This window comes from Streptomonospora wellingtoniae (assembly GCF_031845375.1).
GTDB classification, from domain to species: Bacteria; Actinomycetota; Actinomycetes; order Streptosporangiales; family Streptosporangiaceae; genus Streptomonospora; species Streptomonospora wellingtoniae.
On record NZ_JAVREK010000003.1, the window covers coordinates 300,428 to 326,377 of the forward strand.

Annotated in this window: 24 protein-coding genes; 9 read left to right on the forward strand and 15 right to left on the reverse strand. The window is 73.0% G+C overall.

The features are described from left to right. Positions 1-41: 41 nt before the first annotated feature. From RM446_RS04905 to rimP, 10 genes are all read right to left on the reverse strand, one after another. A complete protein-coding gene (locus RM446_RS04905) occupies positions 42-2,351 on the reverse strand; it encodes a polyribonucleotide nucleotidyltransferase (protein ID WP_311543891.1) in 2,310 nt (769 codons plus the stop codon). 403 nt (positions 2,352-2,754) lie between these two features. Continuing rightward, the gene (rpsO, locus tag RM446_RS04910; protein ID WP_311543892.1) at positions 2,755-3,024 is read right to left on the reverse strand and encodes a 30S ribosomal protein S15; all 270 of its coding nucleotides are present in this window, start codon (positions 3,022-3,024) and stop codon (positions 2,755-2,757) included. A 345-nt stretch (positions 3,025-3,369) separates the two neighbouring features. Beyond that, the gene (locus RM446_RS04915; RefSeq protein WP_311543893.1) at positions 3,370-4,320 is read right to left on the reverse strand and encodes a bifunctional riboflavin kinase/FAD synthetase; all 951 of its coding nucleotides are present in this window, start codon (positions 4,318-4,320) and stop codon (positions 3,370-3,372) included. A gap of 139 nt (positions 4,321-4,459) precedes the next feature. Next, the gene (gene truB / locus RM446_RS04920) at positions 4,460-5,347 is read right to left on the reverse strand and encodes a tRNA pseudouridine(55) synthase TruB (RefSeq protein WP_311543894.1); all 888 of its coding nucleotides are present in this window, start codon (positions 5,345-5,347) and stop codon (positions 4,460-4,462) included. A gap of 144 nt (positions 5,348-5,491) precedes the next feature. Next, a complete protein-coding gene (rbfA, locus tag RM446_RS04925) occupies positions 5,492-5,932 on the reverse strand; it encodes a 30S ribosome-binding factor RbfA (protein ID WP_311543895.1) in 441 nt (146 codons plus the stop codon). 6 nt (positions 5,933-5,938) lie between these two features. Next, positions 5,939-6,235, reverse strand: coding sequence for a DUF503 domain-containing protein (locus RM446_RS04930; protein WP_311543896.1), 297 nt, complete (start codon positions 6,233-6,235; stop codon positions 5,939-5,941). Positions 6,236-6,396: 161 nt separating this feature from the next. Next, positions 6,397-9,399, reverse strand: a complete 3,003-nt coding sequence (infB, locus tag RM446_RS04935) for a translation initiation factor IF-2 (protein WP_311543897.1) — start codon at positions 9,397-9,399, stop codon at positions 6,397-6,399. 215 nt (positions 9,400-9,614) lie between these two features. After that, positions 9,615-9,929, reverse strand: a complete 315-nt coding sequence (locus RM446_RS04940) for a YlxR family protein (protein ID WP_311543898.1) — start codon at positions 9,927-9,929, stop codon at positions 9,615-9,617. Beyond that, positions 9,913-10,950, reverse strand: coding sequence for a transcription termination factor NusA (gene nusA / locus RM446_RS04945; RefSeq protein WP_311543899.1), 1,038 nt, complete (start codon positions 10,948-10,950; stop codon positions 9,913-9,915). The genes RM446_RS04940 and nusA overlap by 17 nt, the downstream gene beginning before the upstream one ends. A gap of 24 nt (positions 10,951-10,974) precedes the next feature. Continuing rightward, a complete protein-coding gene (gene rimP / locus RM446_RS04950; protein ID WP_311543900.1) occupies positions 10,975-11,457 on the reverse strand; it encodes a ribosome maturation factor RimP in 483 nt (160 codons plus the stop codon). 459 nt (positions 11,458-11,916) lie between these two features. Here rimP and RM446_RS04955 point away from each other — a divergent pair, with 459 nt between their 5' ends. After that, on the forward strand, positions 11,917-12,438 hold the full coding sequence (locus RM446_RS04955; protein ID WP_311543901.1) for a hypothetical protein: 522 nt from the start codon (positions 11,917-11,919) through the stop codon (positions 12,436-12,438). Continuing rightward, positions 12,439-12,888 carry a ferritin-like domain-containing protein gene (locus RM446_RS04960; protein ID WP_311543902.1) on the forward strand — a complete coding sequence of 150 codons (450 nt, stop codon included), beginning with the start codon at positions 12,439-12,441 and terminating at the stop codon, positions 12,886-12,888. Positions 12,889-12,921: 33 nt separating this feature from the next. Here the strand turns inward: RM446_RS04960 and RM446_RS04965 are convergent, their stop codons facing one another. Continuing rightward, positions 12,922-14,661, reverse strand: a complete 1,740-nt coding sequence (locus RM446_RS04965) for a proline--tRNA ligase (RefSeq protein WP_311543946.1) — start codon at positions 14,659-14,661, stop codon at positions 12,922-12,924. A gap of 347 nt (positions 14,662-15,008) precedes the next feature. On the opposite strand from RM446_RS04965, the gene RM446_RS04970 reads away from it, so the two are divergent. Then, complete coding sequence (locus RM446_RS04970) at positions 15,009-15,845, forward strand: spermidine synthase (protein ID WP_311543903.1); 837 nt, start codon at positions 15,009-15,011, stop codon at positions 15,843-15,845. Positions 15,846-15,866: 21 nt separating this feature from the next. Here the strand turns inward: RM446_RS04970 and RM446_RS04975 are convergent, their stop codons facing one another. Continuing rightward, entirely contained in the window at positions 15,867-16,553 is a 687-nt protein-coding gene (locus RM446_RS04975) for a hypothetical protein (protein WP_311543904.1), read from the reverse strand. A gap of 389 nt (positions 16,554-16,942) precedes the next feature. Here RM446_RS04975 and RM446_RS04980 point away from each other — a divergent pair, with 389 nt between their 5' ends. The 6 genes from RM446_RS04980 to RM446_RS05005 all read left to right on the forward strand — a co-directional run bounded on the left by RM446_RS04980 (position 16,943) and on the right by RM446_RS05005 (position 23,534). Further along, positions 16,943-17,944 carry a DMT family transporter gene (locus tag RM446_RS04980; RefSeq protein WP_311543905.1) on the forward strand — a complete coding sequence of 334 codons (1,002 nt, stop codon included), beginning with the start codon at positions 16,943-16,945 and terminating at the stop codon, positions 17,942-17,944. Positions 17,945-18,049: 105 nt separating this feature from the next. After that, on the forward strand, positions 18,050-19,303 hold the full coding sequence (locus tag RM446_RS04985; protein WP_311543906.1) for a sensor histidine kinase: 1,254 nt from the start codon (positions 18,050-18,052) through the stop codon (positions 19,301-19,303). Beyond that, entirely contained in the window at positions 19,300-19,965 is a 666-nt protein-coding gene (locus RM446_RS04990) for a response regulator transcription factor (protein WP_311543907.1), read from the forward strand. Before RM446_RS04985 ends, RM446_RS04990 begins: the two co-directional genes overlap by 4 nt. A 219-nt stretch (positions 19,966-20,184) precedes the next feature. After that, complete coding sequence (locus tag RM446_RS04995; RefSeq protein ID WP_311543908.1) at positions 20,185-21,438, forward strand: cytochrome ubiquinol oxidase subunit I; 1,254 nt, start codon at positions 20,185-20,187, stop codon at positions 21,436-21,438. 46 nt (positions 21,439-21,484) lie between these two features. Further along, positions 21,485-22,591, forward strand: coding sequence for a cytochrome d ubiquinol oxidase subunit II (locus tag RM446_RS05000; protein WP_311543909.1), 1,107 nt, complete (start codon positions 21,485-21,487; stop codon positions 22,589-22,591). Positions 22,592-23,165: 574 nt separating this feature from the next. Further along, positions 23,166-23,534, forward strand: a complete 369-nt coding sequence (locus RM446_RS05005; protein ID WP_311543910.1) for a hypothetical protein — start codon at positions 23,166-23,168, stop codon at positions 23,532-23,534. Positions 23,535-23,675: 141 nt separating this feature from the next. Here RM446_RS05005 and RM446_RS05010 read toward each other — a convergent pair whose 3' ends face one another. The 3 genes from RM446_RS05010 to RM446_RS05020 all read right to left on the reverse strand — a co-directional run bounded on the left by RM446_RS05010 (position 23,676) and on the right by RM446_RS05020 (position 25,928). Further along, positions 23,676-23,981 carry a Dabb family protein gene (locus RM446_RS05010; protein WP_311543911.1) on the reverse strand — a complete coding sequence of 102 codons (306 nt, stop codon included), beginning with the start codon at positions 23,979-23,981 and terminating at the stop codon, positions 23,676-23,678. A gap of 317 nt (positions 23,982-24,298) precedes the next feature. Further along, positions 24,299-24,568, reverse strand: a complete 270-nt coding sequence (locus tag RM446_RS05015; RefSeq protein WP_311543912.1) for a DUF6406 domain-containing protein — start codon at positions 24,566-24,568, stop codon at positions 24,299-24,301. Positions 24,569-24,818: 250 nt separating this feature from the next. After that, positions 24,819-25,928: a barbiturase gene (locus RM446_RS05020; protein ID WP_311543913.1), complete on the reverse strand. Its 1,110-nt coding sequence runs from the start codon at positions 25,926-25,928 to the stop codon at positions 24,819-24,821. Between the last annotated feature and the right edge of the window lie 22 nt (positions 25,929-25,950).

Sequence of the window (25,950 nt, forward strand, 5' to 3'; positions counted from 1 at the left end):
CGCACCCGAGGTGCGACCGCCCCATCGATCCTAGGCGCTGATCAGGTGTTCTCGCCGCCGCCGCTGCGGGTGCGGCGCCGGCGGCGGGTCCCCGAACCGCCGGAGGCGGACTCGTCGTCCTCGCCCTCCTCCTCGGCCGCGGGCTCGGAGCCGTTGGCCGAGTCGGAGGCGGGGGCGGACTCTGCCTCGACGACCTCGACCGGCACGAGCGAGAGCTTGCCCCGGTCGTCGATCTCGCGGATCTCGACCTGGATCTTCTCGCCGATGCTGACGACGTCCTCCAGGTTCTCGATCCGCTTGCCGCCGTGCAGCTTGCGGATCTGCGAGATGTGCAGGAGGCCGTCCTTGCCGGGCAGCAGCGAGACGAACGCGCCGAAGGCCGTGGTCTTGACGACCGTGCCCAGGTAGCGGTCGCCGACCTCCGGCATGGTCGGGTTGGCGATGCTGTTGATCGTGTCGCGCGCCGCCTCGGCCGAGGGGCCGTCGGTGGCGCCGATGTAGATCGTGCCGTCGTCCTCGATCGTGATGTCGGCCCCGGTGTCGTCCTGGATCGAGTTGATCATCTTGCCCTTGGGGCCGATGACCTCACCGATCTTGTCGACCGGGACCTTGACCGTGAGGATGCGCGGCGCGTAAGGGCTCATCTCGGCCGGACGCGTGATGGCCTCCTGCATGACCTCCAGGATGGCCAGCCGCGCGCCGCGGGCCTGCTGCAGGGCCTGGGCAAGCTGCGAGGCGGGGATGCCGTCGAGCTTCGTGTCCAGCTGCAGCGCGGTGATCAGCTCGCGGGTTCCGGCGACCTTGAAGTCCATGTCACCGAAGGCGTCCTCGGCGCCGAGGATGTCGGTCAGCGTGACGTACTCGTCGCCCTCGCTGATCAGGCCCATCGCGATACCCGAGACCATCTCCTTCAGCGGCACGCCGGCCTGCATCAGCGACATGGTCGAGGCGCAGACCGACCCCATGGAGGTGGAGCCGTTCGAGCTGATCGCCTCCGACACCTGCCGGATCGCGTAGGGGAAGTCCTCACGCGAAGGCAGCACCGGAAGCAGTGCCCGCTCGGCGAGCGCGCCGTGGCCGATCTCGCGGCGCTTGGGCGAGCCCACCCGGCCGGTCTCACCGGTGGAGTAGGGCGGGAAGTTGTAGTTGTGCATGTAGCGCTTGGTGCGCTCGGGGTTGAGCGTGTCGACCATCTGCTCCATGCGCAGCATGTTCAGCGTGGTCACACCCAGGATCTGGGTCTCGCCGCGCTCGAAGAGGGCCGAGCCGTGCACCCGCGGCACCACGGAGACCTCGGCTCCGAGCTGGCGGATGTCCTTGGGGCCGCGGCCGTCGATGCGGACCTTGTCGCGCAGCACGCGCTCCCGCATGAGCTGCTTGGTCAGCGAGCGGAACGCCGCGCCGATCTCCTTCTCGCGGCCTTCGAAGTCCTCACCGAGCTTCTCGGCGGCCAGGGCCTTGACGCGGTCCAGCTCCGCCTCGCGGTCCTGCTTCTCGGCGATGGTCAGCGCCTCGCCGAGCTGGTCGCGCACCGCGGTCTCGACCGCGGCGTAGACGTCGTCCTCGTAGTCCAGGAAGATCGGGAACTCGCCGACCTCCTTGGCGGCCTGGTCGGCCAGCGCCTGCTGGGCCCGGCACAGCACCTTGATGAACGGTTTCGCGGCCTCCAGGCCCTCGGCCACGGTCTGCTCGTTGGGGCCGACCGCGCCGTCTGCCACGAGCTGCAGTGTCCGCACCGTGGACTCGGCCTCGACCATCATGATCGCGACGTCGCCGTCGTCGAGGACGCGGCCCGCCACCACCATGTCGAAGGTGGCCTCCTGCAGTTCGGTGTGGGTGGGGAAGGCCACCCACTGGCCGCGGATCAGCGCCACGCGCACGCCGCCGATCGGGCCCGAGAAGGGCAGGCCGGCGAGCTGGGTGGACATCGACGCGGCGTTGATCGCCACCACGTCGTAGAGGTGCTCGGGGTCGAGCGACATGATCGTCTCGACGACCTGGATCTCGTTGCGCAGGCCGTGCTTGAACGACGGCCGCAGCGGCCGGTCGATCAGCCGGCAGGTCAGGATCGCGTCCTCGGACGGACGCCCCTCGCGCCGGAAGAACGAGCCGGGGATGCGGCCCGCGGCGTACATGCGCTCCTCGACGTCGACCGTCAGCGGGAAGAAGTCCAGGTTCTCCTTCGGGCGCTTGGAGGCCGAGGTGGCCGAGAGCACCATGGTCTCGTCGTCGAGGTAGGCCACTGCGGAACCGGCGGCCTGGCGGGCCATGCGGCCGGTCTCGAAGCGGATGGTACGGGAGCCGAAGGTGCCGTTGTCGATCACGGCTTCGGCGGAATGCGCGCCCTCCATGGGCGTCCTCCTCATACAGGGTTACGGCTGTTCGGTCGTCCCGCGCCCGTAGCCCCGGAGGATTGTCGAGAGTCGCCGCCGCCCGGCGGCGCGGGCGGCTCGATGCCTGCCGACGCAGCAGGACCGGCGGCGGCCGGCCATCGATCGAAGCCTGCGGCTCGCCCTGGGGACGGGCCGCAGACCACTACCGAGGACCGGCCTCGACACGGCAGCCGAGGCGGGGAGCGCGGGAGTGCTCTGCCACGAGCCTTGTCGGCTCGGTGCGGTCTTCTCTGCGGTTGTAGCGCCGGCTCGCCCGACGGAGCCGCCACTTGGGACGATACCCGCCGACCGGGGCCGAGGCCGATAGGTCCACACTACTAAGAAGGGGAGTGGCCCCGGCCACTCCCCTATCGCCGCGTCGTCAGCGGCGCAGACCCAGCCGCTGGATGAGCTGGCGGTACCGGTTGATGTCCTGCTTCTGGATGTACTTCAGCAGGCGGCGGCGCCGGCCGACCATCAGCAGCAGTCCGCGGCGGCTGTGGTGGTCCTGCTTGTGGGTCTTGAGGTGCTCGGTCAGCTCCGTGATGCGGTGGGTCAGCAGCGCGACCTGGACATCAGGGGAGCCGGTGTCGCCTTCCTTCGTGCCGAAGTCGGCGAGGATCCTCTGCTTGGTGGCGGCGTCGATCGACACGTCGCTCCTTCTCGGAATAATCGGTACGCAGACGTCAGGGACCCCGGCGCGCTATGAGCGGATCGGCAGCGAGCACGGGCCGGTGACCACGCGTACGAACAGTCACCGTCAGCGGTCCGGACACTCCCGCGGCGAGCCGGCGGGCGCCGCATCCGGATGCTCGGCCCGACATGCGGGCAGGTGTATGCGGCCTTCGTCGACCAGTCTATAGCACCACGCGAGCCGCGAGGACACGCCGGAGGCCGGACCGGCTCGGCCGCACGGCCGCACGGCCGCACGGCCGCGCCGACGTGCACAGCCGCCCGCGCCCCGGCCCCGACGCGGCGCCGCCGCCCGGGTGCGGGCTCAGGACTCGGCCGCCAACTCACGCGCCCGGTCGACGTCGCGCGCCATGGCCTCGATCAGCTCGTCCACGTTGTCGAAGCGCAGCTGGCCGCGGATGCGGTGGGTGAACTCCATGGCCATCGGCCGCCCGTAGAGGGCGAGGTCGTCGCGGTCGAGCGCATAGCCCTCGACCGTGCGCGCCGCGCCTTCGAAGGTCGGGTTGGTACCCACGGAGATCGCGGCGGGCCACGCCGACTCGGTACCGGGCTCGGCGTCGCGGAGAAGCATCCGTCCGGCGTAGACCCCGTCAGCGGGCACCGCCGTGCCCGCGGGGTGGTCCAGGTTGGCGGTGGGAAAGCCCAGCAGCTCACGGCCGCGCGCCGCGCCGTGCACGACCACGCCCTCGACCCGGTGCGGGCGGCCCAGCTCCAGGCGGGCGCCCTCGACGTCGCCGCCCTCCAGCGCCGCGCGGATACGCGTGGAGGTGACCGTGTCGGCACCGGCGACCAGCGGCAGCCCTTCGGCCGCGAAATCGTACTTCTCCCCCAGCTCGCGCAGCGTCTCGACGGTGCCGGCGGCGCGGTGCCCGAAGCGGAAGTCCTCGCCGACGACGACGGCCGCCGCGCCCAGGCCTTCGACCAGCACCCGGCGCACGAAGTCGTCGGCGCTCAGGCGGGACAGCTCCGCGGTGAAGGGCAGCACACACAGCGCGTCGGCCCCGCAGTCGGCCAGCAGTTCGGCCTTGCGCGGACCGGGGGTCAGCACCGCGGGCGGCTCTCCGCCGTGCACGACCGCGTCGGGGTGGGGCTCGAAGGTGACGACCACGGCGGGCAGCCCCAGCTCGCCGGCGCGCTCGACGGCGGTGCGCACGATGGCCTGGTGCCCGCGGTGCACGCCGTCGAAGACGCCGATGGTCACGACGGAACGGCCCCGATCGCGGGGCACCTCCTCCAGACCGTGCCAAGCCCGCACGTCCAACAGCTCCCCTCCGGATGCGTCCCCGTCCGCTGCCCAGATTCGCACGGACCAGCGGGCGGGCACGGTGCGCTGGCGCGCCTCACGGCCGCACCCGGCTCAACCGTACCGCCCGAGCGGACACGGTTCGGTGCGCTCAGGCTGCCTCGAACACCACGATCGGCTTGGCATAGCCCGGCCGGTCCTCGGCCAGCGCCACGACGGTGCCGTCGGGCGCGAACAACCCGACGGGGCCGGGGCCCAGCTCGCCGGGCGAGATCCGGTTCCCGTGGGCGATCCTGCGCACCTCGTCGGAGTCGAGCACCCGCACGGGGAAGGCCGACGCGACCGCCTCCGCCAGCGGCACGGCCGTAAACTCGTCGGCCAGCTGCTCCAGGGTGCGCGCTCGGGAGATGTCGTAGGGGCCCACGCGGGTGCGGCGCAGCGCAGTGAGGTGGCCGCCCACGCCCAGGGCGGCGCCCAGGTCGCGGGCCAGCGCGCGGATGTAGGTGCCGCTGGAACAGGTGATGCGGGCATCGACGTCGACGAACGCGCCTTCGGGGTCGTCGACGCGGCGCACGTCCTCGACCGCGAACTCCGCGACCGTCACCTCCCGGGCGGCCAGCTCGACCTCCTCGCCCGAGCGCGCGGACTTGTAGGCGCGCCTGCCGTCGACCTTGATCGCGCTGAACTGCGGCGGTACCTGGCTGATGGTGCCGGTCAGCGCGGCGGCGCCGTCCCGCACGGCCTCGTCGGCCACCGCGGAAGCGTCGGTGCGCACACCCGGCTCGCCCTCGGCGTCGTCGGTGTTGGTGGTCAGCCCCAGGCGCAGCGTCGCCGTGTAGGCCTTCTCGGTGAGGGTGAGGTGCCCCAGCAGCTTGGTGCCTTTGCCGATGCCGAGGACGAGCACGCCGGTGGCCATGGGGTCGAGCGTGCCCGCGTGGCCGACCTTGCGGGTTCGGGCCAGTCGGCGGGTGCGGGCGACCACGTCGTGGGAGGTCCAGTCGGCCGGCTTGTCGACGATCACGACGCCGCTGTCGGTCATGGGGGTCGGGTTCCTTGTCCGGAGGAGTCGCCCCGCGGTCCACGCGGGGCGACGGGGCGGCTGGACGGAGGGAGCGGTTCGTCCGGGGAGGGCACGGGCCCGCCGGACCTGATACCTCCGCCGGGCACGGCTCCGCCGGAGGAGCTACTCCTCGTCGTCCTCGGGCCGCCTCGGCTCCTTGTAGGGGTCGGGGTCGCCCGCCGGGGTGGCTCCGGAGGCGGCCTGGGCCACCTCGGCGTCGGAAAGGCGGGCCTGCGCCAGCAGCGTCTCGATGTGCTCGGCATTGCGCTGCACATCGTCGCTCTTGAACGTCAGGCTCGGCGTGTGCCGCAGGCCCGTCTGGCGGCCGACCTCGGTTCGGATGATGCCCTTGGCGCTCTCCAGGGCGGCCGCGGTGCCGGTCTTCTCCTCGTCGGAGCCGAACACCGTGTAGTAGACCGTGGCGTCGCGCAGGTCGTTGGTGAGACGCGCGTCCGTCACCGTGACGAAGCCAAGGCGCGGGTCCTTGACCCGGCGCTCCAGCATCTCCGCCACGATCCGCTGAATGCGGTCGGCGAGTTTGCGCGCTCGTGCGGCGTCAACCATCGTTCTCTAGTCTTCCTCTGGGCTGAAGAGCCGCTGCCTCGCGGAGAGCAGCTCGACCTCGGGGCGCTCCGCGACGAGCCGCTCGCACGTGTCCATCAACTGCGAGCAATGGGCTGCGGTTGCGGCCACGACGGCCACACCGATCTCGGACCTGCGGTAGAGGTCCTGGTCGCCGGTCTCGGCGACCGAAGCGGAGCACGCGCGCTGCAGCTCGGCCACGATGGGCCGCACCACCGAGCGCTTCTGCTTCAGGGAACGCACATCTGCGAGCAGGATGTCCAGTGTCAATGCCCCGACGAACATGCGCCCACCCTGTGTGCCGCGCGCCGCGGATCGCGATTCAGATGTCATGTGTCGGCCGCATGACGGAGCGGCCGGGCCGGTCGTGGGAGAAGGCGGGACGGCGCCCGGCCCGCGGACCCCCGGCCGGACGGCCGGGGGTCCGCGGCGCGACGCGGCCCGGTTCAGTCGCGAGGCTTCTCGCGCATCTCGTAGGTCTCGATCGTGTCGCCGATGCGGACGTCGTTGTAGCCGACGCCGATACCGCACTCGTAGCCGTCGCGGACCTCGGTGGCGTCGTCCTTGAACCGCCGCAGCGAATCGACGTTGAGGTTCTCCGAGACGACGATCCCCTCGCGGATGAGCCGCGCCTTCGTGTTGCGCCGGATGGTGCCGCTGCGCACGATCGCACCGGCGATGTTGCCGACCCGCGGGACCTTGAAGACCTCGCGGATCTCGGCGGAGCCGAGCTGGACCTCCTCGTAGATGGGCTTGAGGAGCCCCTTGACCGCCGCCTCGATCTCGTCGATCGCCTGGTAGATGACCGAGTAGTAGCGGATGTCGACGCCCATGCGGTCGGCGAGCTCGCTGTTCTTGCCCTCGGGGCGGACGTTGAACCCGACGATGATCGCACCGGCCGACGCGGCCAGGTTGATGTCGTTCTGCGTGATCGCACCGACGCCGCGGCCGATGACGCGGATGTCGACTTCCTCGCCGCCGACGTCGATCTTGGACAGCGACTCCTCGAGCGCCTCGACCGACCCGGACATGTCGCCCTTGACGATCAGCAGCAGCTCGTTGCGCTCGCCCTCGGCCAGCGCGTCCTTCCAGGTGTCGATGGTGACCCGGCGGGTGGCCCGGCTCTGCTGGGCGAACCGCTCGCGGGCCTCGCGCTGCTGGGCGATCTGGCGGGCCACCCGGTCGTCCTTGACGACCAGGAAGCTGTCGCCGGCGCTGGGCACGTTGGTCAGCCCCAGCACCTGCACCGGACGCGAGGGCTCGGCGCTCTTCACGTTGGTGCCGTGCTCGTCGAGCATGGCCCGGACGCGCCCGTAGGCGTCGCCGCAGACGATCGAGTCGCCGACGTTGAGCGTGCCCCGCTGTACCAGCACCGTGGCCATGGAGCCGCGGCCGCGGTCGAGGTAGGCTTCGATCGCCAGCCCCTGGGCCTCCATCTCCGGGTTGGCCCGCAGGTCCAGCGCCGCATCCGAGGTCAGCACGACCGCCTCCAGCAGCGAGTCCAGGTTCTCGCCCCGAAGAGCGGAGATCTCGACGCACTGCACGTCGCCGCCGAACTCCTCGGCCACCACGCCGTACTCGGTGAGCTGGGCGCGCACCCGCTGCGGGTCGGCGCCCTCGACGTCGATCTTGTTGATCGCCACCACGATCGGGACCTCGGCCGCCTTGGCGTGGTCGATGGCCTCGGCCGTCTGCGGCTTCACGCCGTCGTCGGCCGCCACCACCAGCACCGCGATGTCGGTGGCCTGGGCACCGCGGGCACGCATGGCGGTGAACGCCTCGTGGCCCGGGGTGTCGATGAAGGTGATCTTGCGGTCCTCTTCGTCGACCACGGTGCCGACCTGGTAGGCGCCGATGTGCTGGGTGATGCCCCCGGCCTCGCCGCCGACCACGTTGGAGCTGCGGATGGTGTCCAGCAGCTTGGTCTTGCCGTGGTCGACGTGGCCCATGACGGTGACCACCGGCGGGCGCGGACGCAGGTCCTCATCGGTACCGGCGTCCTCGCCGAACTCGATGGAGAAGGACTCCAGGAGCTCGCGGTCCTCGTCCTCGGGGCTGACGACCTCGACGTTGTACTTCAGCTCGTCGCCGAGCAGCTGCAAGGTCTCGTCAGGCAGGGACTGCGTGGCCGTGACCATCTCGCCCAGGTGCAGCAGCACCTGCACCAGCGACGCCGGGTTGACCTCGATCTTGTCGCCGAAGTCGGCCAGCGAGGCCCCGCGCGACAGGCGGATCGTCTGCCCGTTGCCGCTCGAGATCTTCACGCCGCCGAACGACGGCGCCTGCATGTCGTTGAACTCTTGGCGGCGCTGCTTCTTGGACTTGCGCTGGCGACCCGGGCGCCCGCCGGGACGGCCGAACGCGCCGGCTGTGCCGCCGCCGCGACCGCGACCGCCGCCGGGACGGCCGGCGAAGCCGCCTGGACGACCGCCGCCGCCACCGCTACCGGGGCGCGCACCCGTGCCCGTGCCGGCAGGAGCGCCGCGGCCGCGGCCGCCACCGCCGCCGCCACCGGGGCGGCCGCCACCGCCGCCGCTGCGTCCGCCGCCCGCGGGCGCCGGACGGGACGAGGGCATGTTCATCGGGCTGGGGCGCGGACCGCCCGGTCGCGGACCGGAGTTCGCCGGGTTGGGCCGGGGACCGCCTGCGCCGGGAGGACCCGGGCGCGGGGCCGGACGCGGGGCGCGGTCACCGCCGCCCGAACGCGTGCCGGCGCCGCCTTGGCCGCCGCCCTGACCGCCCTGGGCACCCTGGCCGCCGCCCTGCTGAGGGCCGGGCCGCGGGCCCGGGCGCGGCGCGGGCTTGGAGCCCATGCCGGTGGCCGTCGACGCGAACGGGTTGTTGCCGGGACGCGGCCCGCTCGAACGCGGACCCGGGCGCGGGGCCTTGCCGCCGCCGTCGGACGAGGGACGCTCGCTCCGCTCGGAGCGGCCGCCGCCGGGCTTCTCGGACTTGGACTGGCCCGGACGCGGTCCGGGCTTGGGGCCGGGCTTGGGCGCGGCACCCTTGGGCGGGCCGGAGCCGGCGCCCGCATCGGAGCGCGGACCGGACTGCGGCGCCTGGGCGGCGCGCTCGGACTGGCCGCGCGCGGGCTCCTGCTCACCGCGCGCAGGCTCCTGGCGCGGGCCGGGCTTGGGGCCCGGCTTGGGCGCCGCGGGGCGCGCGGCCGAGGCGTCCGCCTCGGCCCCGTTCACGGGGGCCTCGTTCGCGGCAGCTCCGTTCGCGGGGGCCTGCGGACGCGGCTTCGCACGGCCGCCGCCACCGGACTGCTGGGGGCGGGACTCGCCGGAACCGTTGTTGAATGCTTCCTTGAGACGACGGACGACAGGCGCCTCGATGGTCGACGATGCCGACCGAACGAACTCACCCATTTCGTTGAGCTTGGCCAGAACGGCCTTGCTCTCGACTCCGAACTCCTTCGCGAGCTCGTATACCCGGACCTTCGCCACTGCTCTCCTCTACTCGGTCCGGGACATGGGCTTGTTCCGGACCGTCGCTAGCTTGACGTACTCATCGCTGCGTACTCATCGAGCGCTCATCGCAATCTCGACCCGCTTCCTCGTCGTTACACAACAATGGGTCGACCACGTCGGAGATACCGACATGGCAAGACCCGCCGCCGTACGGCTCTTACAACCAACGGGGCGGCGTGATCATTCCAACCCTATCCGGATCCCGGTGCGTCGCCAACGCGCGGACCGGCGGCGAACAGGGCGTCGACGCGCGAGGTGTCGAGACCCCGCGCGGACCGAAGCGCCCGCGCCAGGCCTCCCCGCCGCTTCGCCGACTCCCAGCAACCGGGATCCGCGTGCAGGTACGCACCACGACCAGGCATTCGCCTGGGGGGGTCCGGCACCGCGGCCCCGGAAGAGGCCACCAGCCGCATCAGGTCGGACTGAGCTGCCCGCGACCTGCACCCGACGCACGTGCGTACGGGACGGGATCGGCCGCGGCTTCCTAGTCTAGCGCGTCGGCGCATCTGCGTGCCCGGTGGGCCTTCCGGGGTCGTCGTCAGGCGATGCGTCGATGGACGTCTCGTCGGGGTCGCCGGGGTCCGCGTCGGACCGGATGTCGATGCGCCAGCCGGTCAGCCGGGCGGCGAGGCGGGCGTTCTGCCCCTCTTTGCCGATCGCCAGCGACTGCTGGTAGTCGGGAACGGTGACGCGGGCCACCTTCTCGGCCTCGTCGAGCACCTCGACGTGGCTGACGCGCGCGGGCGAGAGGGCGTTGCCCACGAAGACCGCGGGGTCGTCGGCGTGGTCGATGATGTCGATCTTCTCGCCGTTGAGCTCGGCCATGACGTTGCGGACACGGCTGCCCAGCGGGCCGATGCAGGCGCCCTTGGCGTTGACACCCGGTTTGTTGGAGCGCACCGCCATCTTGGTGCGGTGGCCCGCCTCCCGGGCGATCGCCGAGATCTCGACCGTGCCGTCGGCGATCTCGGGCACCTCCAGCTCGAAGAGCTTGCGCACCAGATTGGGGTGGGTGCGCGAGAGCGTGACCGAGGGGCCGCGATGGCCCTTGCGCACCTGGACCACGTAGGCGCGCAGCCGCTCGCCGTGGCCGTAGTCCTCGCCCGGCACCTGCTCCTGGGGCGGCAGGATCGCCTCGACCCTGCCCAGGTCCACCAGCACGTTGCGGGGGTCCCTGCCCTGCTGGATCAGGCCGGAGACGACCTCGTACTCCCGGCCGGCGAACTCGCCGAGCGTGAGCTCGTCCTCGGCGTCGCGCAGGCGCTGCAGTATGACCTGCTTGGCGGTCGAGGTCGCGATGCGGCCGAACCCGGTGGGCGTGGCGTCGTACTCCCGGACGGCGCCGCCCTCGTCGGTGTCGGCCGCCCACACGGTCACGTGCCCGCTCGTGCGGTCCAGTTCGACGCGCGCTGAGGACTCGGTTCCCTCCTGGCGGTGGTAGGCGATCAGCAGAGCGTCCTCGATCGCCTTGACGACGAGGTCAACCGAGATGTCCTTCTCACGCTCAAGGCTGCGTAGGACACTCATATCGATATCCACGGGGCTCCCCCTCTAGTCCGCCGCGTCCACGTCGGATCCGCGGCGGAATTCCACCTGGACCTTGCCGCGCCCCAGGTCAGAATAGCCATAGGAGCGGTTCTGACCGTCGACCTCCAGGGTGACGCCGGAATCGTCGGCGCCGGCCACACGCCCTTCCACCTCGCCGCCGTCGGCGGTCGCGGCCCGTACGAGGCGACCGCGCGCACGACGCCAGTGGCGGGGCAGGGTGAGTGGGCGGTCGACTCCCGGCGAGGTCACCTCGAGCACGTAAGGCGCCTTGCCCATGGCGTCGGACCCGTCGAGCGCCGCGGAGATCTCCTGGCTCACCTCGCCTACGGCGTCGAGGTCGACGCCGGCCTCGGAGTCGACGATGACCCGCAGCAGCCGTCGCTTGCCCGCCGGGGTGACCTCGATCGCCTCCAGCTCCAGGCCGACTTCGGCCAAGACCGGCTCGACCAGCTCGGCGAGACGGTCGTGGCGAGCCTGCGCGCCCATCGGTGATCCTCCTCGGCGAATTCCGCCCGCGGACGGATGTCCGGGGCGGTCCAGCTATAGCGGTCGTCCACCGCACGTCGCGGCGACGTCGTGTGATGTCAAGGGTATCCACTGTCGGCGGTTGCCCATGCCCGAACATCCCTCCTTGTCAGCGCAGTGTCCTCGCCGGACGCCGCGAGGCGCGGCCCCGGCGCGCGATCGGCCGTCCGGGGCAACCGGCGGCGGCCGGCCGCGGCGGGCGCGCACCCGGCGCGCGGCGCCCGCAGCCGTGCGCCTGCGCGCGCCCACAGTGCCGATCATGGAAGGATGGGGGACCGATCCGCACCGCGGTGCCCGGGATGTCGCCGGCACCCTGTGCCGACCGACTCGGCGCGGCCGCCGGCGGAGTGCGGCACCCCGCTGGCACAGCGAACGGTCTCACCCCGGCATGTCCGGGGATCTTCCCGGTGAGGAGGGACGGTGGGCAACGACTACGGCGCCATCCGCCGCCGTACGGTCGTCGCCGGCGCGCTCGCGGGGATCGCCGCGGCGGCGCTGAGCGGCTGCCAGGGGCCCCGGTGGTACCCGAGCGAGATCAGCCCCGACGAGTACGTGCTGCGCGCGGTGATAACCGAGAAGCGGCGGCTGATCGCGCGCTACGAGGCCGGTGTCTCCTCCGGGATGGGCCCGGTCGATCTGCTGGAGCGGGTCCTGAAACACCACCGCGACCACCTGGCCGCGCTGCGCGAGCGGCTGCCCGAGCGACCCGCCGGCGAACCGGAAGCCGCCGCCGAAGCCGAGGAGAGCCCCGACCCCGGCCCCAGCCCTGCTCCCGTCGGCGACGAACCGGTGCCCGTGTCGGGACTGCGGGTGGCCGAGCAGAGCGCGGCGGCCTCGCGCGCACGCCAGCTCGCCCGCCTGTCCGACTCCGGTCTGGCGCAGCTCGTCGCGTCCATCGGCGCCTGCGAGACCGGCCATGCCCGACTGCTCTCGGAGGCCTGATTGTCCGCGACGCCCGAGGACGGCGAGTTCGGCACCGTCCCCGCCCTCCAGGCTGCTCTGCGCGCCGAGCACGCCGCCGTCTACGCCTACACCTACATCGGCGCGCGGTCCGGCGGCCGGCAGCGCGAGCGCTGCTACGAGCACCTGGACGCGCACCGGGCCCAGCGGGACACACTGCGGGTGGAGCTGAACGGACGGGGTGCCACGCCCGACCCGGGCGCACCCGCCTACGAGCTGCCCGAGAACGACGGCGACTCCGACCTGGACGCCTACGCTCAGCGCGTCGAGCGCCAGGCCGCGCAGGCCTATCTCGAACTGGCGGCCGCACCCGCGGCGGCGGCGCGCGACCTCGCGCTGCGCTCACTGCAGGACTCCACGCTGCGCGGCATGGCGTGGGGGACCCGGCTGCCGGTGTTCCCGGGCTTCGTGGAGGGCACGCCGCCGTCCTGAAGCGGCGGCGTGCCCCGCGCGTCCGGCGGCGCGTCAGCCCGCGGCGACGGCGGAGGCGACGCGGTCCGCGGCCCCCTCCAGCGCGATCTCCATGCTCTCGCCGGAGGCGCGATCACGCAGCTCCAGGCTGCCGTCGGCCAGGCCCTTGCCCACGATCAGGCTGGTGGGCACCCCCAGCAGCTCGGCGTCGGTGAACTTGACGCCCGGAGACACCCCCTTGCGGTCATCGACGAGCACCCGCACGCCGCGCTGCTCCAGCTCCTCGGCCAGGCGCAGGGCGACCTCGATCTGCTCTCCCTTGCCGGTGCCCACCACGTGCACGTCGGCGGGGGCGATCTCGCGCGGCCACACGATGCCCTTGCCATCGTGGGACTGCTCGACGACGGCGGCGACCACGCGCGAGACGCCGATGCCGTAGGAGCCCATGGTGACGCGCTTGGGCTTGCCGTCGGCACCCAGCGCATCCAGCTCGAACGCGTCGGTGTACTTGCGGCCGAGCTGGAAGATGTGGCCGATCTCGATGCCGCGCGCGGGGTAGAGCGTGCCGCGGCCGTCGGGCGAGGGGTCGCCCTCGCGGACCTCGGCCGCCTCGATCGTGCCGTCGGGCACGAAGTCGCGGCCGCACACCAGGTCCAGCACGTGGTGGTCGGCCTTGTCGGCGCCGGTGAGCCACGAGGTTCCTTCGGCCACGCGCGGGTCGACGAGGTAGCGCAGCTTGTTGGAGAGCAGGCCGTTGGGCCCCACGTAGCCCTTGACCAGGAAGGGGTGGGCGGCGAAGTCCGCGTCGTCGAGCAGCTGAACCTCGGCCGGGTGGAAGGCGGCCTCCAGGCGCTTCATGTCGACCTCGCGGTCGCCCGGCACCCCGATGCCCGTGACCTCCCAGTCGTCGGCGCCGGGAGCGCGGGTCTTGACGAGCACGTTCTTCAGCGTGTCGGCTGCGGTGAAGGTGCGCCCGAGCCCCGCGGCGTTGAAGAAGTCGACCAGCGTCTCGATGGTGGGGGTGTCGGGAGTGTGGTGCACCTGCGCCTCCGCCAGGCCCTCGACGGACGCGGCCGGCGGCGCGGGGGTGTCCACCGCCTCGACGTTGGCGGCGTAGTCGGAGGCGGTGCTGCGGACGAACGTGTCCTCGCCGGTGGGGGTCTCGGCCAGGAACTCCTCCGAGGCGGAGCCGCCCATGGCTCCCGACTGCGCCGAGACGGCGACGAAGCGCAGGCCCAACCGGTCGAAGATGCGGATGTAGGCCTGGCGGTGCAGCTCGTAGGAGTGCTTCAGGCCCTCGTCGTCGAGGTCGAAGGAGTAGGAGTCCTTCATGTGGAACTCGCGCCCGCGCAGCACACCGGCGCGCGGCCGGGCCTCATCGCGGAACTTCTCCTGGACCTGGTACAGGATCACGGGGAAGTCCTTGTAGGAGGTGAACTCGCCCTTCACCAGCCAGGTGAACAGCTCCTCGTGGGTGGGGGTGAGGGCGTAGTCGCCGCCCTTGCGGTCGCGCAGCCGGAACAGGGCGTCGCCGTACTCGGTCCAGCGGCCGGTGGCCTCGTAGTACTCACTGGGCAGCAGCGTGGGCAGCAGCATCTCCTGACCGCCGATGCGGTTCATCTCCTCGCGGATCACCGCCGCGACATTGTCGAGCACGATCTTGCCCAGCGGCATCCACGAGTAGATTCCGGGCGCGGCGCGGCGGACGTAGCCTCCGCGCACCATCAGCTTGTGGCTCGGCACCTCGGCGTCCGCCGGGTCCTCGCGCAGGGTGCGCAGGAACAGGGTCGACATCCGCAGCACGGCCACTCCTCAAGTCGGTGTCTCTATGTCCGGCCGGGTCCGGTCGCCTTGGCGACCGGTCCGGCACGCCTCCGCGGGCGGGCCCGCGCGTCGCGCGCCGGCCGACCGCACCCGGTTCCGCGGGGGCGGTTTCCGCAGAAGCGCGCCTCGCCCGCCGCAGGCGATACGTGAGAGGAGTTCCAGGCTAGCGCCCGCGGCGAGTGCGGGCATACGCCCGACGGCGACGGGCACCCGGCCCCCACCGGCCGACTGCGGGCTCCTCCGCCGCACCGCAGCGCCCGTTACCTTGGGATGCGGCCGGGAATCGGCGGCGAGTCGCGAACGGGCGGGGTTGGCACATGGCGCACAGGAACGGGGCACAGGCGCAGCGGCCCGAGGTCGAACTGATGCGCGACGCCGACCGCGCCGACTCCTGGCTGCTGCTGGTCGACGGGACCCCGCAGTCGCATGTGGACCTGTCCGACCCCACCTACCTGGACTTCGAGTACGTCCAGCGGATCGGGCACACCGTCGACCTGGCCTTCGCCGGCGGCGCGCCGGTCCGGACACTGCACCTGGGCGCGGGCGCGCTGACGCTGGCCCGCTACGTGGCGGCGACCAGGCCCGGTTCGCGCCAGCGGGCCGTGGACGACAACCCGCGGCTGATCGAACTGGTACGCGGGTCGCTGCCCTGGGACCGCCGCGCCGACCTGCGCGTGGCCACCGGCGACGCGCGGGAGTGGCTTGCGCAGCGGCGCAGCGGCAGCGCCGACCTGGTCGTATGCGACGTCTTCACCGGCGCGCGGACACCGGCTGCGCTGACCTCGGCGGAGTTCTTCACCGACGTCGACAGGGTGCTGGACGCGGGCGGCCTGTGCGCGGCCAACGTGGGCGACGGCCGCCGGCTGCGCCACGTGCGCGCCCAGGCGGCAACGCTCGCCGCGGTCTTCGCCCACACCGCGCTGATCGCCGCCCCCGGGGTGCTGCGCGGCCGCCGCTTCGGCAATTTCGTGCTGCTGGGCTCGCAGAGCCCGCTGCCCACCGACGAGCTGGCCCGGCGCGCCCACCGCGATCCCGACATGGCCGCGCTGCTGGAGGGCACGACCCTGGAGCGGTTCGTCGCCGGCGCCAAGGCGGTCGGCGACTCCGACGCGACCGACTCCCCCGCCCCGCCCGACGACGTGTTCGCCCGCTGAGCCCGCCCGGCCGACCGCCCATCAGTCGGGCAGTTCGTGGTCCAGCAGAAAGGAGAACTCCGGCGTCTGGCGGATGCCCACGCCGCCCCCGGGGTCGGGCTGGGTCGTCATGCCGGTGACCCGCCCGTTGCGCCACCAGATGATCTGGTCGGTCACCGGGGTCCCGTCCTGCACCAGGCTCTGGAACGTCTGGTAGAGGAACGGGATCAGCGAGACCGAGCGCTTGCTGCGCAGCACCGCGTAGAGCAGGGTGTTGGGCGAGGGCAGCATGACCACCGCGCCGTAGGGCATGGGTTCCTGGGCGACGTCGACCAGCCGCATCACGTGCGCCGACCCCGGCCAGCCGATCCCGTGGACCACGTGCACCGGGGTGTCGGCGTTGGTGGTGAAGGTCTGCAGGTCGTAGGGCTCGTAGGCCAGATTGCGCATCGCCGCGAACCACAGGTCCTGCTTGCCGACCCCCCATCCGCGCGCGTGGCGGACGTCCAGCACGGCGGCCTCGTATGTCTGCGGGTCGGTCCGGTAGCACAGCAGCGCGGTCAGGCGCGGGTTCACCGAGTACGCGAGCTTGTCGGTGCCCAGGCCGGAGGGGTCGCCGGTCAGGACGATCCGCAGGTAGGGCTGCGCGGCGGCGAAGGGCTCGGCCAGCAGGCGGCTGTGCACGTCGGGCGGCGCCGGCTGCCCGTGGGGGTTGTCGGGGACGTTCATCGCGGGTTCGGTCGCTCCTATGGCTGCGGTCGGCGGGCCGGCGTCCGTCCGCCGACCGGGCGCCCGTCGTGGCTGCGGGCCGGGGAAGGGCGCCTGCGGGTGCGGTCGGGGCGGGGCCGCGGACCCGCGGCGGCCGCGAACGGCGTCGTCGGCAGTATCGCATCCGCGGGCCGCCGCCCGTCCCGCACCACCCGCGCCGCCGATGGCCCGGTGATCCGATGACCGGGACCCGTGCGCTAGCCTCACGGCCATGCGGTATCGGACTGGGCACCTCGCCACTCCCCCGCCCCGGAGCTGACCGGCGCCCGCGCCGCGCGCCTGCGCCGTCGCGCGAGCCTCGCGCCCTCGCCCAGGAGTTCCCGACCGCTGCCGACTCCGGAGTGCCGACCGTGTCCGAACCCGTTCTCCCTCCTGCCCGCCCCGCTCCCGGCACTCCCCGGTCCGCCCCTTCCGCACCGTCGCCCGCAGGCCGCCCCGAAGCCCGCCGCGGATTCGCGCTGCTGGCGGTGGCCGGGTTCCTGTGGGGTACCAGCGGGCCGGCCGGCAACGGCCTGCAGGCCGCCGGAGTCACCGTGCTCGCCGTCGCCTGCTACCGGCTGCTGCTCGCGGGCGCGGTGATCAGCGGCTGCATCGCACTGTCGGGACGGCTGCGGCGGTTGCCGCGCAACCGCACGGTGGCGGTGCGACTGCTGGTCAACGGGCTCCTGCACGCGGTCTTCCAGTGCTGCTACTTCGCGTCGCTGACGCAGATACCCGTCGGGCTGGCGACCCTGGTCAAGATCGGCAGCGTGCCGGTGTTCGTCGCCGGAGGGATCTGCCTGGCCGCGCGGCGCGCGCCGCAGCCCCGGCTGGCGGTGTCGGTGCTGCTCGCCGTGGCGGGGCTGGCCCTGCTGATCGGGTTCCCGGCGACCGGCGCCGAGGCGGGCGAGATCGCGCTGGGGATGGCCCTGGCGCTCGGCGCCGGGGCGACGTTCTCGGTGATGACGCTACTCAACCGGACGCCGGTGGCCGGACTGGATCCGCTGTCCAACGCGGGCCTGGGGCTGCTCGCCGGCGGGGTGCTCCTGCTGCCCGCGGGCCTGGCCGCCGGCATGGCGGTCCCGCTGGAGCCCGCGCCCTCGGCACTGCTGGTGTACCTGGGGCTGGTCCCGACGGTGCTGGCCTACCTCGCCTACTTCGGCGGCGTGAGCCGCGCCTCCGATGGCGGGGCCGCGGTCGGCACGCTCGCCGAGCCGCTGACGGCGGCGCTGCTGTCGATGGCCCTGCTGGGCGAGGAGATGACGGCGGCCGGCGCCGCCGGCGCAGTGCTCCTGGCGGCGTCGATGGGGACCGGCTACGCCGCAGGCGTGCTGGACCGGCGCAGCCGGCGCCGGAGGCGGAGCGCGGCGTGACCGCGCTCGCGGTGCCGCTGTGTACTCCCGCGGGAGTAGCCGCGCGGCCGCGGAACCCTCCCGAGGAGGACGGGAGGCGGGGAGTCCGGGGCGTAACGTCGAAGGGTGCTGTCTGGACTCACACCCCGGCGCGGCGACGCGCTGACCGCCGCCGTCGTGGCCGTGGTGGTCATCGGCTCGCTCACGGTCCTCCAGGAGCTCTCCCAGGCCGCGGACGTGTGGCGGGCCGTGATGCCGTGGGGGATGGCGCTGATGGTCGCCGCGATCGCCGCGCTCGCGTGGCGCAGCCGCTTTCCGCTGCCCGCCGCCGTGGTGGCCGTCGCGGCGTCCACCGTCTACTACCCGCTGGCCTTTCCCGACGGAGCCATCGGGCTGGCCGGGATCGTCGCCCTCTTCGGGCTGGCCGCCGACGGCCACCGGTGGCAGGCGTGGAGCCTCGGCCTGGCCCAGTTCCTGATCATCCACGTCTGGGAGGCCGTGGCCTACGGCTCGCCGCGGCTGGACTCGGCGGTGGCCGTGCTGGAGATGGTGCTGGTGGTGCTCATCGCCGGTGAGGTGGTGCGCCGGCGACGGGAGAACCGGACGCTGGAGCGCGACCGCGCGGATGAGGCCGAGCGCGGCCGCGAGGAGGTCCTCCTGCGCCGCGCCTCGGAGGAGCGGGTGCGGCTGGCCCGCGAAGTGCACGACGCCGTTGCGCACAACATCTCGCTGATCAACGTGCAGGCGGGTACCGCGCTCTACCTGATGGAGTCCCAGCCCGAGCGGGCGGCGGAGGCGCTGGCCACGATCAAGCGGACCAGCAAGGAGACCCTGCGGGAGCTGCGCGCGACCCTGAACGTGCTGCGGTCCGTCGATGAGCAGGCGCCGCGCGCACCGTCGCCGGGCCTGGACCGCATCGAGGACCTTGCCGAGGGCGCCCGCGGCGCCGGACTGGACGTGCAGGTGGTGCGCAGGGGCGGCGCCATGCCGCCGGGGGCGGCCAACGCCGGGGCAGCGGCCTACCGCATCGTGCAGGAGGCGCTGACCAACGCGGTGCGCCACTCCGGCGCCGCCGCCGTCACCGTCGAGGTGGACTGCGGCGACGGCGGCGTGCAGGTGCTGGTCCGCGACGACGGCGCCGCCGCGGCGGACGGCTTCACCTCCGGCAACGGCATCACCGGGATACGCGAGCGGGTCGCAGCCCTGGGCGGGGACGTTGCGGTTGGGCCGTGTCCGGGCGGAGGATTCGCCGTGCGGGCCCGGCTGCCCGCCACCGCGCACGCGGCCGGCCCGGCCGCTGACACGGGCGAGGCGGCGGCCGCAGACGGCGCGGCCGGCGGCGGCCGAGGGGACCGGGCGCGAAGGGAGCGGCGCGGGTGATCAGGGTTCTGCTGGCCGACGACCAGGCGCTGGTGCGCGCCGGATTCCGCGCGCTGCTGGACAGCGCCGAGGACGTCTCCGTGGTGGCCGAGGCCGCCGACGGCCGGGAGGCCGTGCGCCTGGCTGCGGCCGAACGCCCCGACGTGGTGCTCATGGACATCCGGATGCCGGTGCTCGACGGCCTGGAGGCGACCCGGCGGATACTCGCCGACCCCGCGCTGGAGTCGGTGCGGATCGTCATCCTGACGACCTTCGACCTGGACGAGTACATCTTCGAGGCGCTGCGCACGGGTGCCAGCGGGTTCCTGGTCAAGGACACCGAGCCCGAGGACCTGCTGCAGGGCGTGCGGGTGGTGGCGCGCGGCGAAGCACTGCTGTCGCCGGGGGTGACGCGGCGGCTGATCGCCGACTACGCCGGGCGGCCCAGGCGCCCCGAACCCTCGCCGCGGCTGGCGGAGCTGACCGAGCGCGAACGCGAGGTGCTGGTGCTGGTAGCCGCCGGGCTTTCCAACGAGGAGATCGCCGAGCGCCTCGTCGTCAGCCCCGCCACCGCGAAGACCCACGTCAGCAGGACCATGGTGAAGCTGCGGGTCCGCGACCGCGCGCAGCTCGTGGTGCTCGCCTACGAGAGCTCGCTGGTGGCGCCCGGCTGGATGGACTGACGGTCCCGCCGGTCGGCGAAAGCGGTGCGCCCCAGCGGCCCTCGGGGTCCCCTGACGCCGCCTGCGGGACCCCCCTTACACCTGGAGCGGTAGCCGGCCCGCCTCGGCAGCGCCGGGCGGAGTAGCGGGGGTGCCTCCCCGTGGGCGATGTGCGGCGCGGTGCCGCGCGGCCATGCTCGGCGTCGTCATCCTCCGCCGAAACCGTGAGGCGCCACCGCCATGTTCGACGATCCGCTCCTGCTGGCCCGCGTGCAGTTCGCGCTCACCGCCGGCGTCCACTACCTCTTCGTCGCGCTGACCCTCGGGCTGGCCCCGTTCATCCTGTTCGGCCAGCTCGGCGCCACCCTGCGCCGCGACGAGGCGCGAATGCGGGCCGTGCGCTTCTGGGGCGGCCTCTACGTCGTCAACTACGCCATGGGCGTGCTCTCCGGGCTGGTCATGGAGCTGCAACTGGCGCTGAACTGGAGCGGGCTGAGCGACATGTTCGGCTACGCGTTCGGCGCCCCGCTGGCCGTCGAGACGATGGGCGCCTTCTTCGTCGAGTCGACCTTCCTCGGCCTGTGGATCTTCGGCTGGGACCGGATGGGCCGCTGGGCTCACCTGGCCTGCTTCGCGGTCGTGACGGCGACGGCCTACCTGTCGGCCTACTGGGTGCTGGTGGCCAACGGGTTCCTGCGCTACCCGGTGGGGCTGCGGATGGAGGACGGCGTGGCGCACGTCGCCGACCCGGCTGCGCTGATGGCGAACCCGTCGACGCTCCTGGCGTTCGGCCACATCGGCTTCAGCGCACTGCTGGTGGGATCGTCGGTGGTCATCGCCGTCAGCGCCTACCACCTGGCCCGGCGCCACGACCCCGACCGGATGTTCGGCCGCGGCATCCGCTGGGGCACCGCGGTGTTCTCGCTGGCGCTGTTCCCAACGGTCACGGCCGGGGGCGCCCAGTTCGCCCTCTACGACCGCACGCCGCCTGCCAGCGGGCTGACCTACGGGCCTGCGGAGATCGCCGCGATCGAGGCCGGCGGCCGCGCCCCCGGCGTTTTCGACGCCGTGGGAGACACGCTCATGATGGGCTCCTGGGGGCTGATGTCCCTGATCGCGCCGGTGCTGCTGGGGGTGTGGCTGCTGCGCCGCCTGGACCGCTGGCGGGGCGTGCTGTGGCCGCTCGTAGTGCTGCCGTTCCTGCCGTTCGGGGCCAGCGTCGGCGGATGGCTGCTGCGCGAGACGCAGCGCCAGCCGTGGGCGGTGGAGGACTTGCTGACCACCGCAGACGCGATGACCGACATGACGCCGGCGATGGCCGCGGTCTCGTTCACCCTGTTCACCCTCGCCTTCGCGGTACTGGCGACGGCGACCTACGTACTGCTGGTGCGCTACGCCCGGCTCGGCCCCGAAGGCGGGCCGCTGGCGCCGGCGCGCACAGGCGGCTCGGACTCCGGCAGGGCGGCCGCGAACCCGCCGGTGCACACGTTCTGACCCGCGACGCCCGCCGACCGTCCCCTCTCCCCCATTGGAGCCTGCCGTGGAAATCATTGCCGTTGTCCTCCTCGCCGGACTGGTGGCGGGGTATCTGGTGCTCGCCGGATGCGACATCGGGCTGGGCATGCTGATGCCCTGGGTGGCCCGCACCCGCGCCGAGCGGCGGCGCGCGGTCTCGGCCATGGCCCCCTACTTCCTGGGCAGCGAGGTGTGGCTACTCGGCGCGGTGGGCGTGGCCATGGGACTGCTCCCCGAGTTGAAGGCCGCCGTGATCACCGGCATGTGGCCGGTGTTCGTGGCACTGCTGGCCGGGTGGCTCTTCCGGGACGCGGGGCTGTGGATGCGGGGCCGCATGCGCGGGAGAGCGGGCCGGGCGGTCTGCGACGCGGGGATCGTCGGCGGAAGCTGGACGCTGGCGCTGAGCTGGGGGCTGGCCGTGGGCGGTCTGCTGGGCGGGGGCGCGGTGCTGACTCCCTTCGCACTCGGCTGCGCGCTGACCGCGGCCGCGCTGTTCGCCCTGCGCGGCGCGGCGTTCGGCGCCGAGCGCCTGGTGCCGGCCGCCGGTACGGAAGGGGCAGGCGGGCGAGGGCCTCGGCCGGCACTGGCGGCGGAGTCCGGGACCGCGGGCGTGCCCGCCGCGGGCGAGGTCACCGCGCCGTCCACGCCGACGCGCCATTCTACGGAGGCCGGCGGAACCGGTCCCGCCCACGCGGCGGATCCGGGTGGAGCCGCCGACACCGCCGACACCGCCCTCGCCGCCGACACCGCGGCCCGGGCCACGCGTCCGCTGGCACGGGCCGCGCTGGTGGCGGGCGTGCTGGCGGCGGGCGCGTCGCTGCTGCCCGGCGGCGCGGCGCCGGACCGCCCGCTGGCCGCCGCGGCGGCCGCGCTCATGCTGCTGGGGCTGCTCGCCGCGACCTCGGGGCTGTCGGGGCCGCAGCTGTCGCGGCACACCTCGGCGGCGGCACTGGCATCGGTGCCGGTGGTCGTGGCGGCAGCGGTGAACCTGCCCGTCGCCCCGGTTCCGGACGGAAGTGCCCTTCTGGTCGGGTCGGCCCTGGCACCCGCCGTCCCGTTCATGGTGCTCGGCCAGGTCTGGCTGTACCGGATGGTGCGCCGACCGGCGCCGGCGCCGGGCTACTTCGCCTGACTCCGGAGCGCGCGGGCGCGCGCTCGCCGGAGCACCCGCCCGGGCGGCGCCGTGCGCGAAGGCGCAATCGGCAGGCTCGGCGCCGCGGAGGCGACAGCGGTCGAACCCCGGGGACCGGTTGGCAGCGCCGTGGAACGGGCACGTGTCGAAATGCACTGCAATGCCGCCCATGTGGGCACACGGCGACCCGCTTCGAGGAGGCACCATGCCCGAGTCCGCCCCCAACCCGCCCGCCCCGGCCGGCTGCAACTGCGGCTCAAGCTGCACCTGCGGCTGCCAGAGCGGAGGTCCGTGCAACTGCGGCGGCAGCTGCGGCTAGCCGCCTTCTCCCGCCGGTTCCGCGCCCGCGCGCCGGAGCCGGCGGGCACGCGGCTTCCCTACGGCGGCGGGCGCCCGGCCGGACCTGCGGAACCGGTCCCCATCCGACCGGTCGTACGATGGGCGGACACGGAACGGAACGGCGCGTCCAGCCCACATCACGCTCGGTAACCTGCGATAATTCTTCCCCGGGGTACCACCGCCGACGACCGGGGCGCACCGCGCCTGCGGTGACGGCGCCGCAGGGGGAGGCCGCATGTCGCTCTCGGACATCTTCGCGTCCACGACCGGCCAGCTCGACGACCACGAGCGGCTGCGCATCTACGTCGAGGGGATCCGCGAGCGCGCGGCCAAGGCGGTGCCGTGGGGCCCTGACACCGTGGGGCTGCCGGCCCAGGCCGGTGAGAACGCGCTGATGCGGATCAACGACATCGCCTTCTACGCCAACGCCCGCGAAGAGATCATCCGCTTCTCCGACCTCTGCCTCGCCCTGCTGGACTCCCACCGCCCGCGCGATGCGGGCGCTCTCAGCAGCGGGAGTGTTACTCCGGCGCAGCGGTGCCGCTGCTGCATGCTGCGGTGGCCCTGCCCCACCGTGCGCGAAATGGCGCAGCTGGTGGACTGACCGCCGGCGCGCCCGCCGCCCTCCGCGAGCGGCTCGCGGAGGGTGCGCGCTGCCGCTGCGACCGAACCCCGTCGATCTTGTAGCTATCGTGATGGCAATCGATTTCCATTTGCGATAGCTACAAGATCGACGGTGATATGCCTAGTCGGACCCGCCGGTGCGGAACTGCGCGGACGCCCGTTCGGCGAGCAGCGGGCGGATGATCCCCAGCGCCGCCTGGTGCTCGGGGTGGTCGCGGTAGGCGGCGAAGGCCTCTTCGCCGGCGACGTCCGCGACCACCGCGAAGTCGAATGTGTCGGCCCCGATCCCCAGGTCGGCTCCGTAAGCGTAGGCGTCGAGCTGGGGGATCGCCCCTGGCAGCCGCGCGAGGGCCTCCTCGACCTCGGCCACCTGGGCGGGCGTGACGCCCTCGGACCAGCGGAACAGTGCGATATGCCGTAGTGCCATGGGGTGAAGCTACTAGACGCCGGCGCTGCCCTCCGGCAACGGATCCGGCCCCAGGGGCGGGGGACAGCTCCTGGGGCCGGGCGAGGGGATGAATCGCGGGCGCACGGCCCTCGGACCGTGCGGTGGGGCACCGCGTCGTCGACGACGGTATCCGGACTTCGGTCACGCCGACGGCCTGATCGGATAACCGGAATGTCTCGATGCCCGGAGTCGACGACCGCCTCTCGCGGAGTGATGTGCCGCGACAAACCACGCGTAAACGGCATCGGACACACAGGCACCGCGGGGCAGGGCGTGTCCGAAGGAGCCGCCGCGGCTCAACCCTCGCGGACCGCCGTGAGGTAGGCGTCCTCGGCGTCGGCGTTGACGATGTCGGTGATGCGCCACGTCTGGCCGCCGACGGTGAACGTGTCGCCCCGGCGGACGTCGATCATGCCCTGCTCGCGCCATTCCTCCGGGCCGCCGAGCTTGGCCGCGGGGGAGCCGTCGTCTTCGAGCCAGAACCGCCCGCCGCCCACGGGGCCGCCGACGAAGCGGTCGTTGCGGCCGTAGGTAATCTTCTCTTCCGCACCGATCTCGTGCTCCACGTCCGACCGACTCCCGTCTGTGCACGCCAGTCCGGATTCCGCCCATACCGAGATAGGCGGGCCCCCGGCAAGGGCGCTCCGCCTTCAGATGTCCTGAACCCTACCCCGCTACGCGTGCAATTGCATGAAGGCTCGATTACTCCGGGGGGTCGATTTTCCGTGCGCACGGAACTGCAATCGCCCGACGGGAATCCCCGAGCACCGGGGCCCGGTCGCGGTCGGCAGCGGCCGGGCCCCGGGGCCGGGAACGTCACTCTCCGAGATCGGCTATGGCCGCCGCGGTGCCTCCCCCCGACGGGCCCTGGTGGACCGCCGCGACCGAGACGAACACCGCGGGGTCGCCGGTCACCGCGGCGGCGACCCCGCCGACGGTGGCCTTGATCTGCCGGTGCCAATGCACGTCGGAGTCGTCCAGCATGATGTTGCGCCGCCCGCGCACCCGGCCGGAGGGGTCGGCCTCACACTTGAGGAAGACGTTGACCAGCCGCTCTCCCAGATCGTCTGGGTGGGGGCGCTCCGGCAGGTCGATGCCGGCCGAGCGGACGGCCGACCAGATCCCGTCGGCGTCCAGCGCGTCGCGCATGACGCCGTGGCCGGCGCGGTACCGGCCGCCCACACCGCGCGCGTTGCCGACCACCACGATCTGGGCACGGTCCAGCTCCACACCCGAAGAGCACGAGGCGACCGAGGAGAACAGGCCCAGGTCGGTGTGGATCTGCTCGGCCGCGGGCTCGTCGATCTCGCCCAGCGCGGTCGCGATCCCCAGCGCGGTGGTGGAGTTGGAGATGTCCATGGACTTCAGCGTGTCCTGGGTGACCACGTCGTGGCCGCGCGCCTTCGCGTCGTTGATGGTCTCGAGTACCAGCAGCGGGGTCTTGGTCTGCACGTAGTGCACGTCGGCGGGGTCGGCGATCCCCGCCTCGTCCATCGCCGCGCGAACGCCCGCGGCGACCTTGCGCACCATTGCCGGGCGGCCGATGTCCTCGGGCAGGATCTCCTCGCTCATCGCGATTCCCACCACCAGCCGCGGCTCGTCGCTGGGCGCGTAGCGCCCCTCGGGCGCGCGGGCGAAGACGGTCGCGTGCGGGGACAGCACGCCGTCGGTCCCGCCCGACCACACCAGCGGGATGCGCCGCACCTCCTCCTCGGCCCGCGACCCCTTGCCCACGAGCACCTCACGGAACGCCCGGTCGGCCAGGATCCGTGTGTAGTCGTTGACGCCGCCGTTGCCCTCGGTCTTGCCGATCACGGCCAGGACGTCGTCGGCGCGAACGGCGCCGCCGTCGATCAGCCGGGCAAGCCCGGACGCGTCGGTGACGCTCTCGATCGCCACCTTGTGCACCTCGATGGGCGTGGGCATCTGGGTCCACCTCTCGTCTGCG

Coding starts and splice junctions, on each gene's coding strand:
- truB (WP_311543894.1), bottom strand. CDS start 5,347: ATGACCGACAGCGGCGTCGTGATCGTCGACAAGCCGGCCGACTGGACC.
- RM446_RS05010 (WP_311543911.1), bottom strand. CDS start 23,981: ATGGCACTACGGCATATCGCACTGTTCCGCTGGTCCGAGGGCGTCACG.
- RM446_RS04940 (WP_311543898.1), bottom strand. CDS start 9,929: ATGCGCCGACGCGCTAGACTAGGAAGCCGCGGCCGATCCCGTCCCGTA.
- RM446_RS04970 (WP_311543903.1), top strand. CDS start 15,009: ATGGCGCACAGGAACGGGGCACAGGCGCAGCGGCCCGAGGTCGAACTG.
- rimP (WP_311543900.1), bottom strand. CDS start 11,457: ATGGGCGCGCAGGCTCGCCACGACCGTCTCGCCGAGCTGGTCGAGCCG.
- nusA (WP_311543899.1), bottom strand. CDS start 10,950: ATGAGTGTCCTACGCAGCCTTGAGCGTGAGAAGGACATCTCGGTTGAC.
- RM446_RS05020 (WP_311543913.1), bottom strand. CDS start 25,928: ATGCCCACGCCCATCGAGGTGCACAAGGTGGCGATCGAGAGCGTCACC.
- RM446_RS04975 (WP_311543904.1), bottom strand. CDS start 16,553: ATGAACGTCCCCGACAACCCCCACGGGCAGCCGGCGCCGCCCGACGTG.
- RM446_RS04930 (WP_311543896.1), bottom strand. CDS start 6,235: ATGTTCGTCGGGGCATTGACACTGGACATCCTGCTCGCAGATGTGCGT.
- RM446_RS04965 (WP_311543946.1), bottom strand. CDS start 14,661: ATGTCGACCCTGTTCCTGCGCACCCTGCGCGAGGACCCGGCGGACGCC.
- RM446_RS04995 (WP_311543908.1), top strand. CDS start 20,185: ATGTTCGACGATCCGCTCCTGCTGGCCCGCGTGCAGTTCGCGCTCACC.
- rbfA (WP_311543895.1), bottom strand. CDS start 5,932: ATGGTTGACGCCGCACGAGCGCGCAAACTCGCCGACCGCATTCAGCGG.
- RM446_RS05005 (WP_311543910.1), top strand. CDS start 23,166: ATGTCGCTCTCGGACATCTTCGCGTCCACGACCGGCCAGCTCGACGAC.
- RM446_RS04905 (WP_311543891.1), bottom strand. CDS start 2,351: ATGGAGGGCGCGCATTCCGCCGAAGCCGTGATCGACAACGGCACCTTC.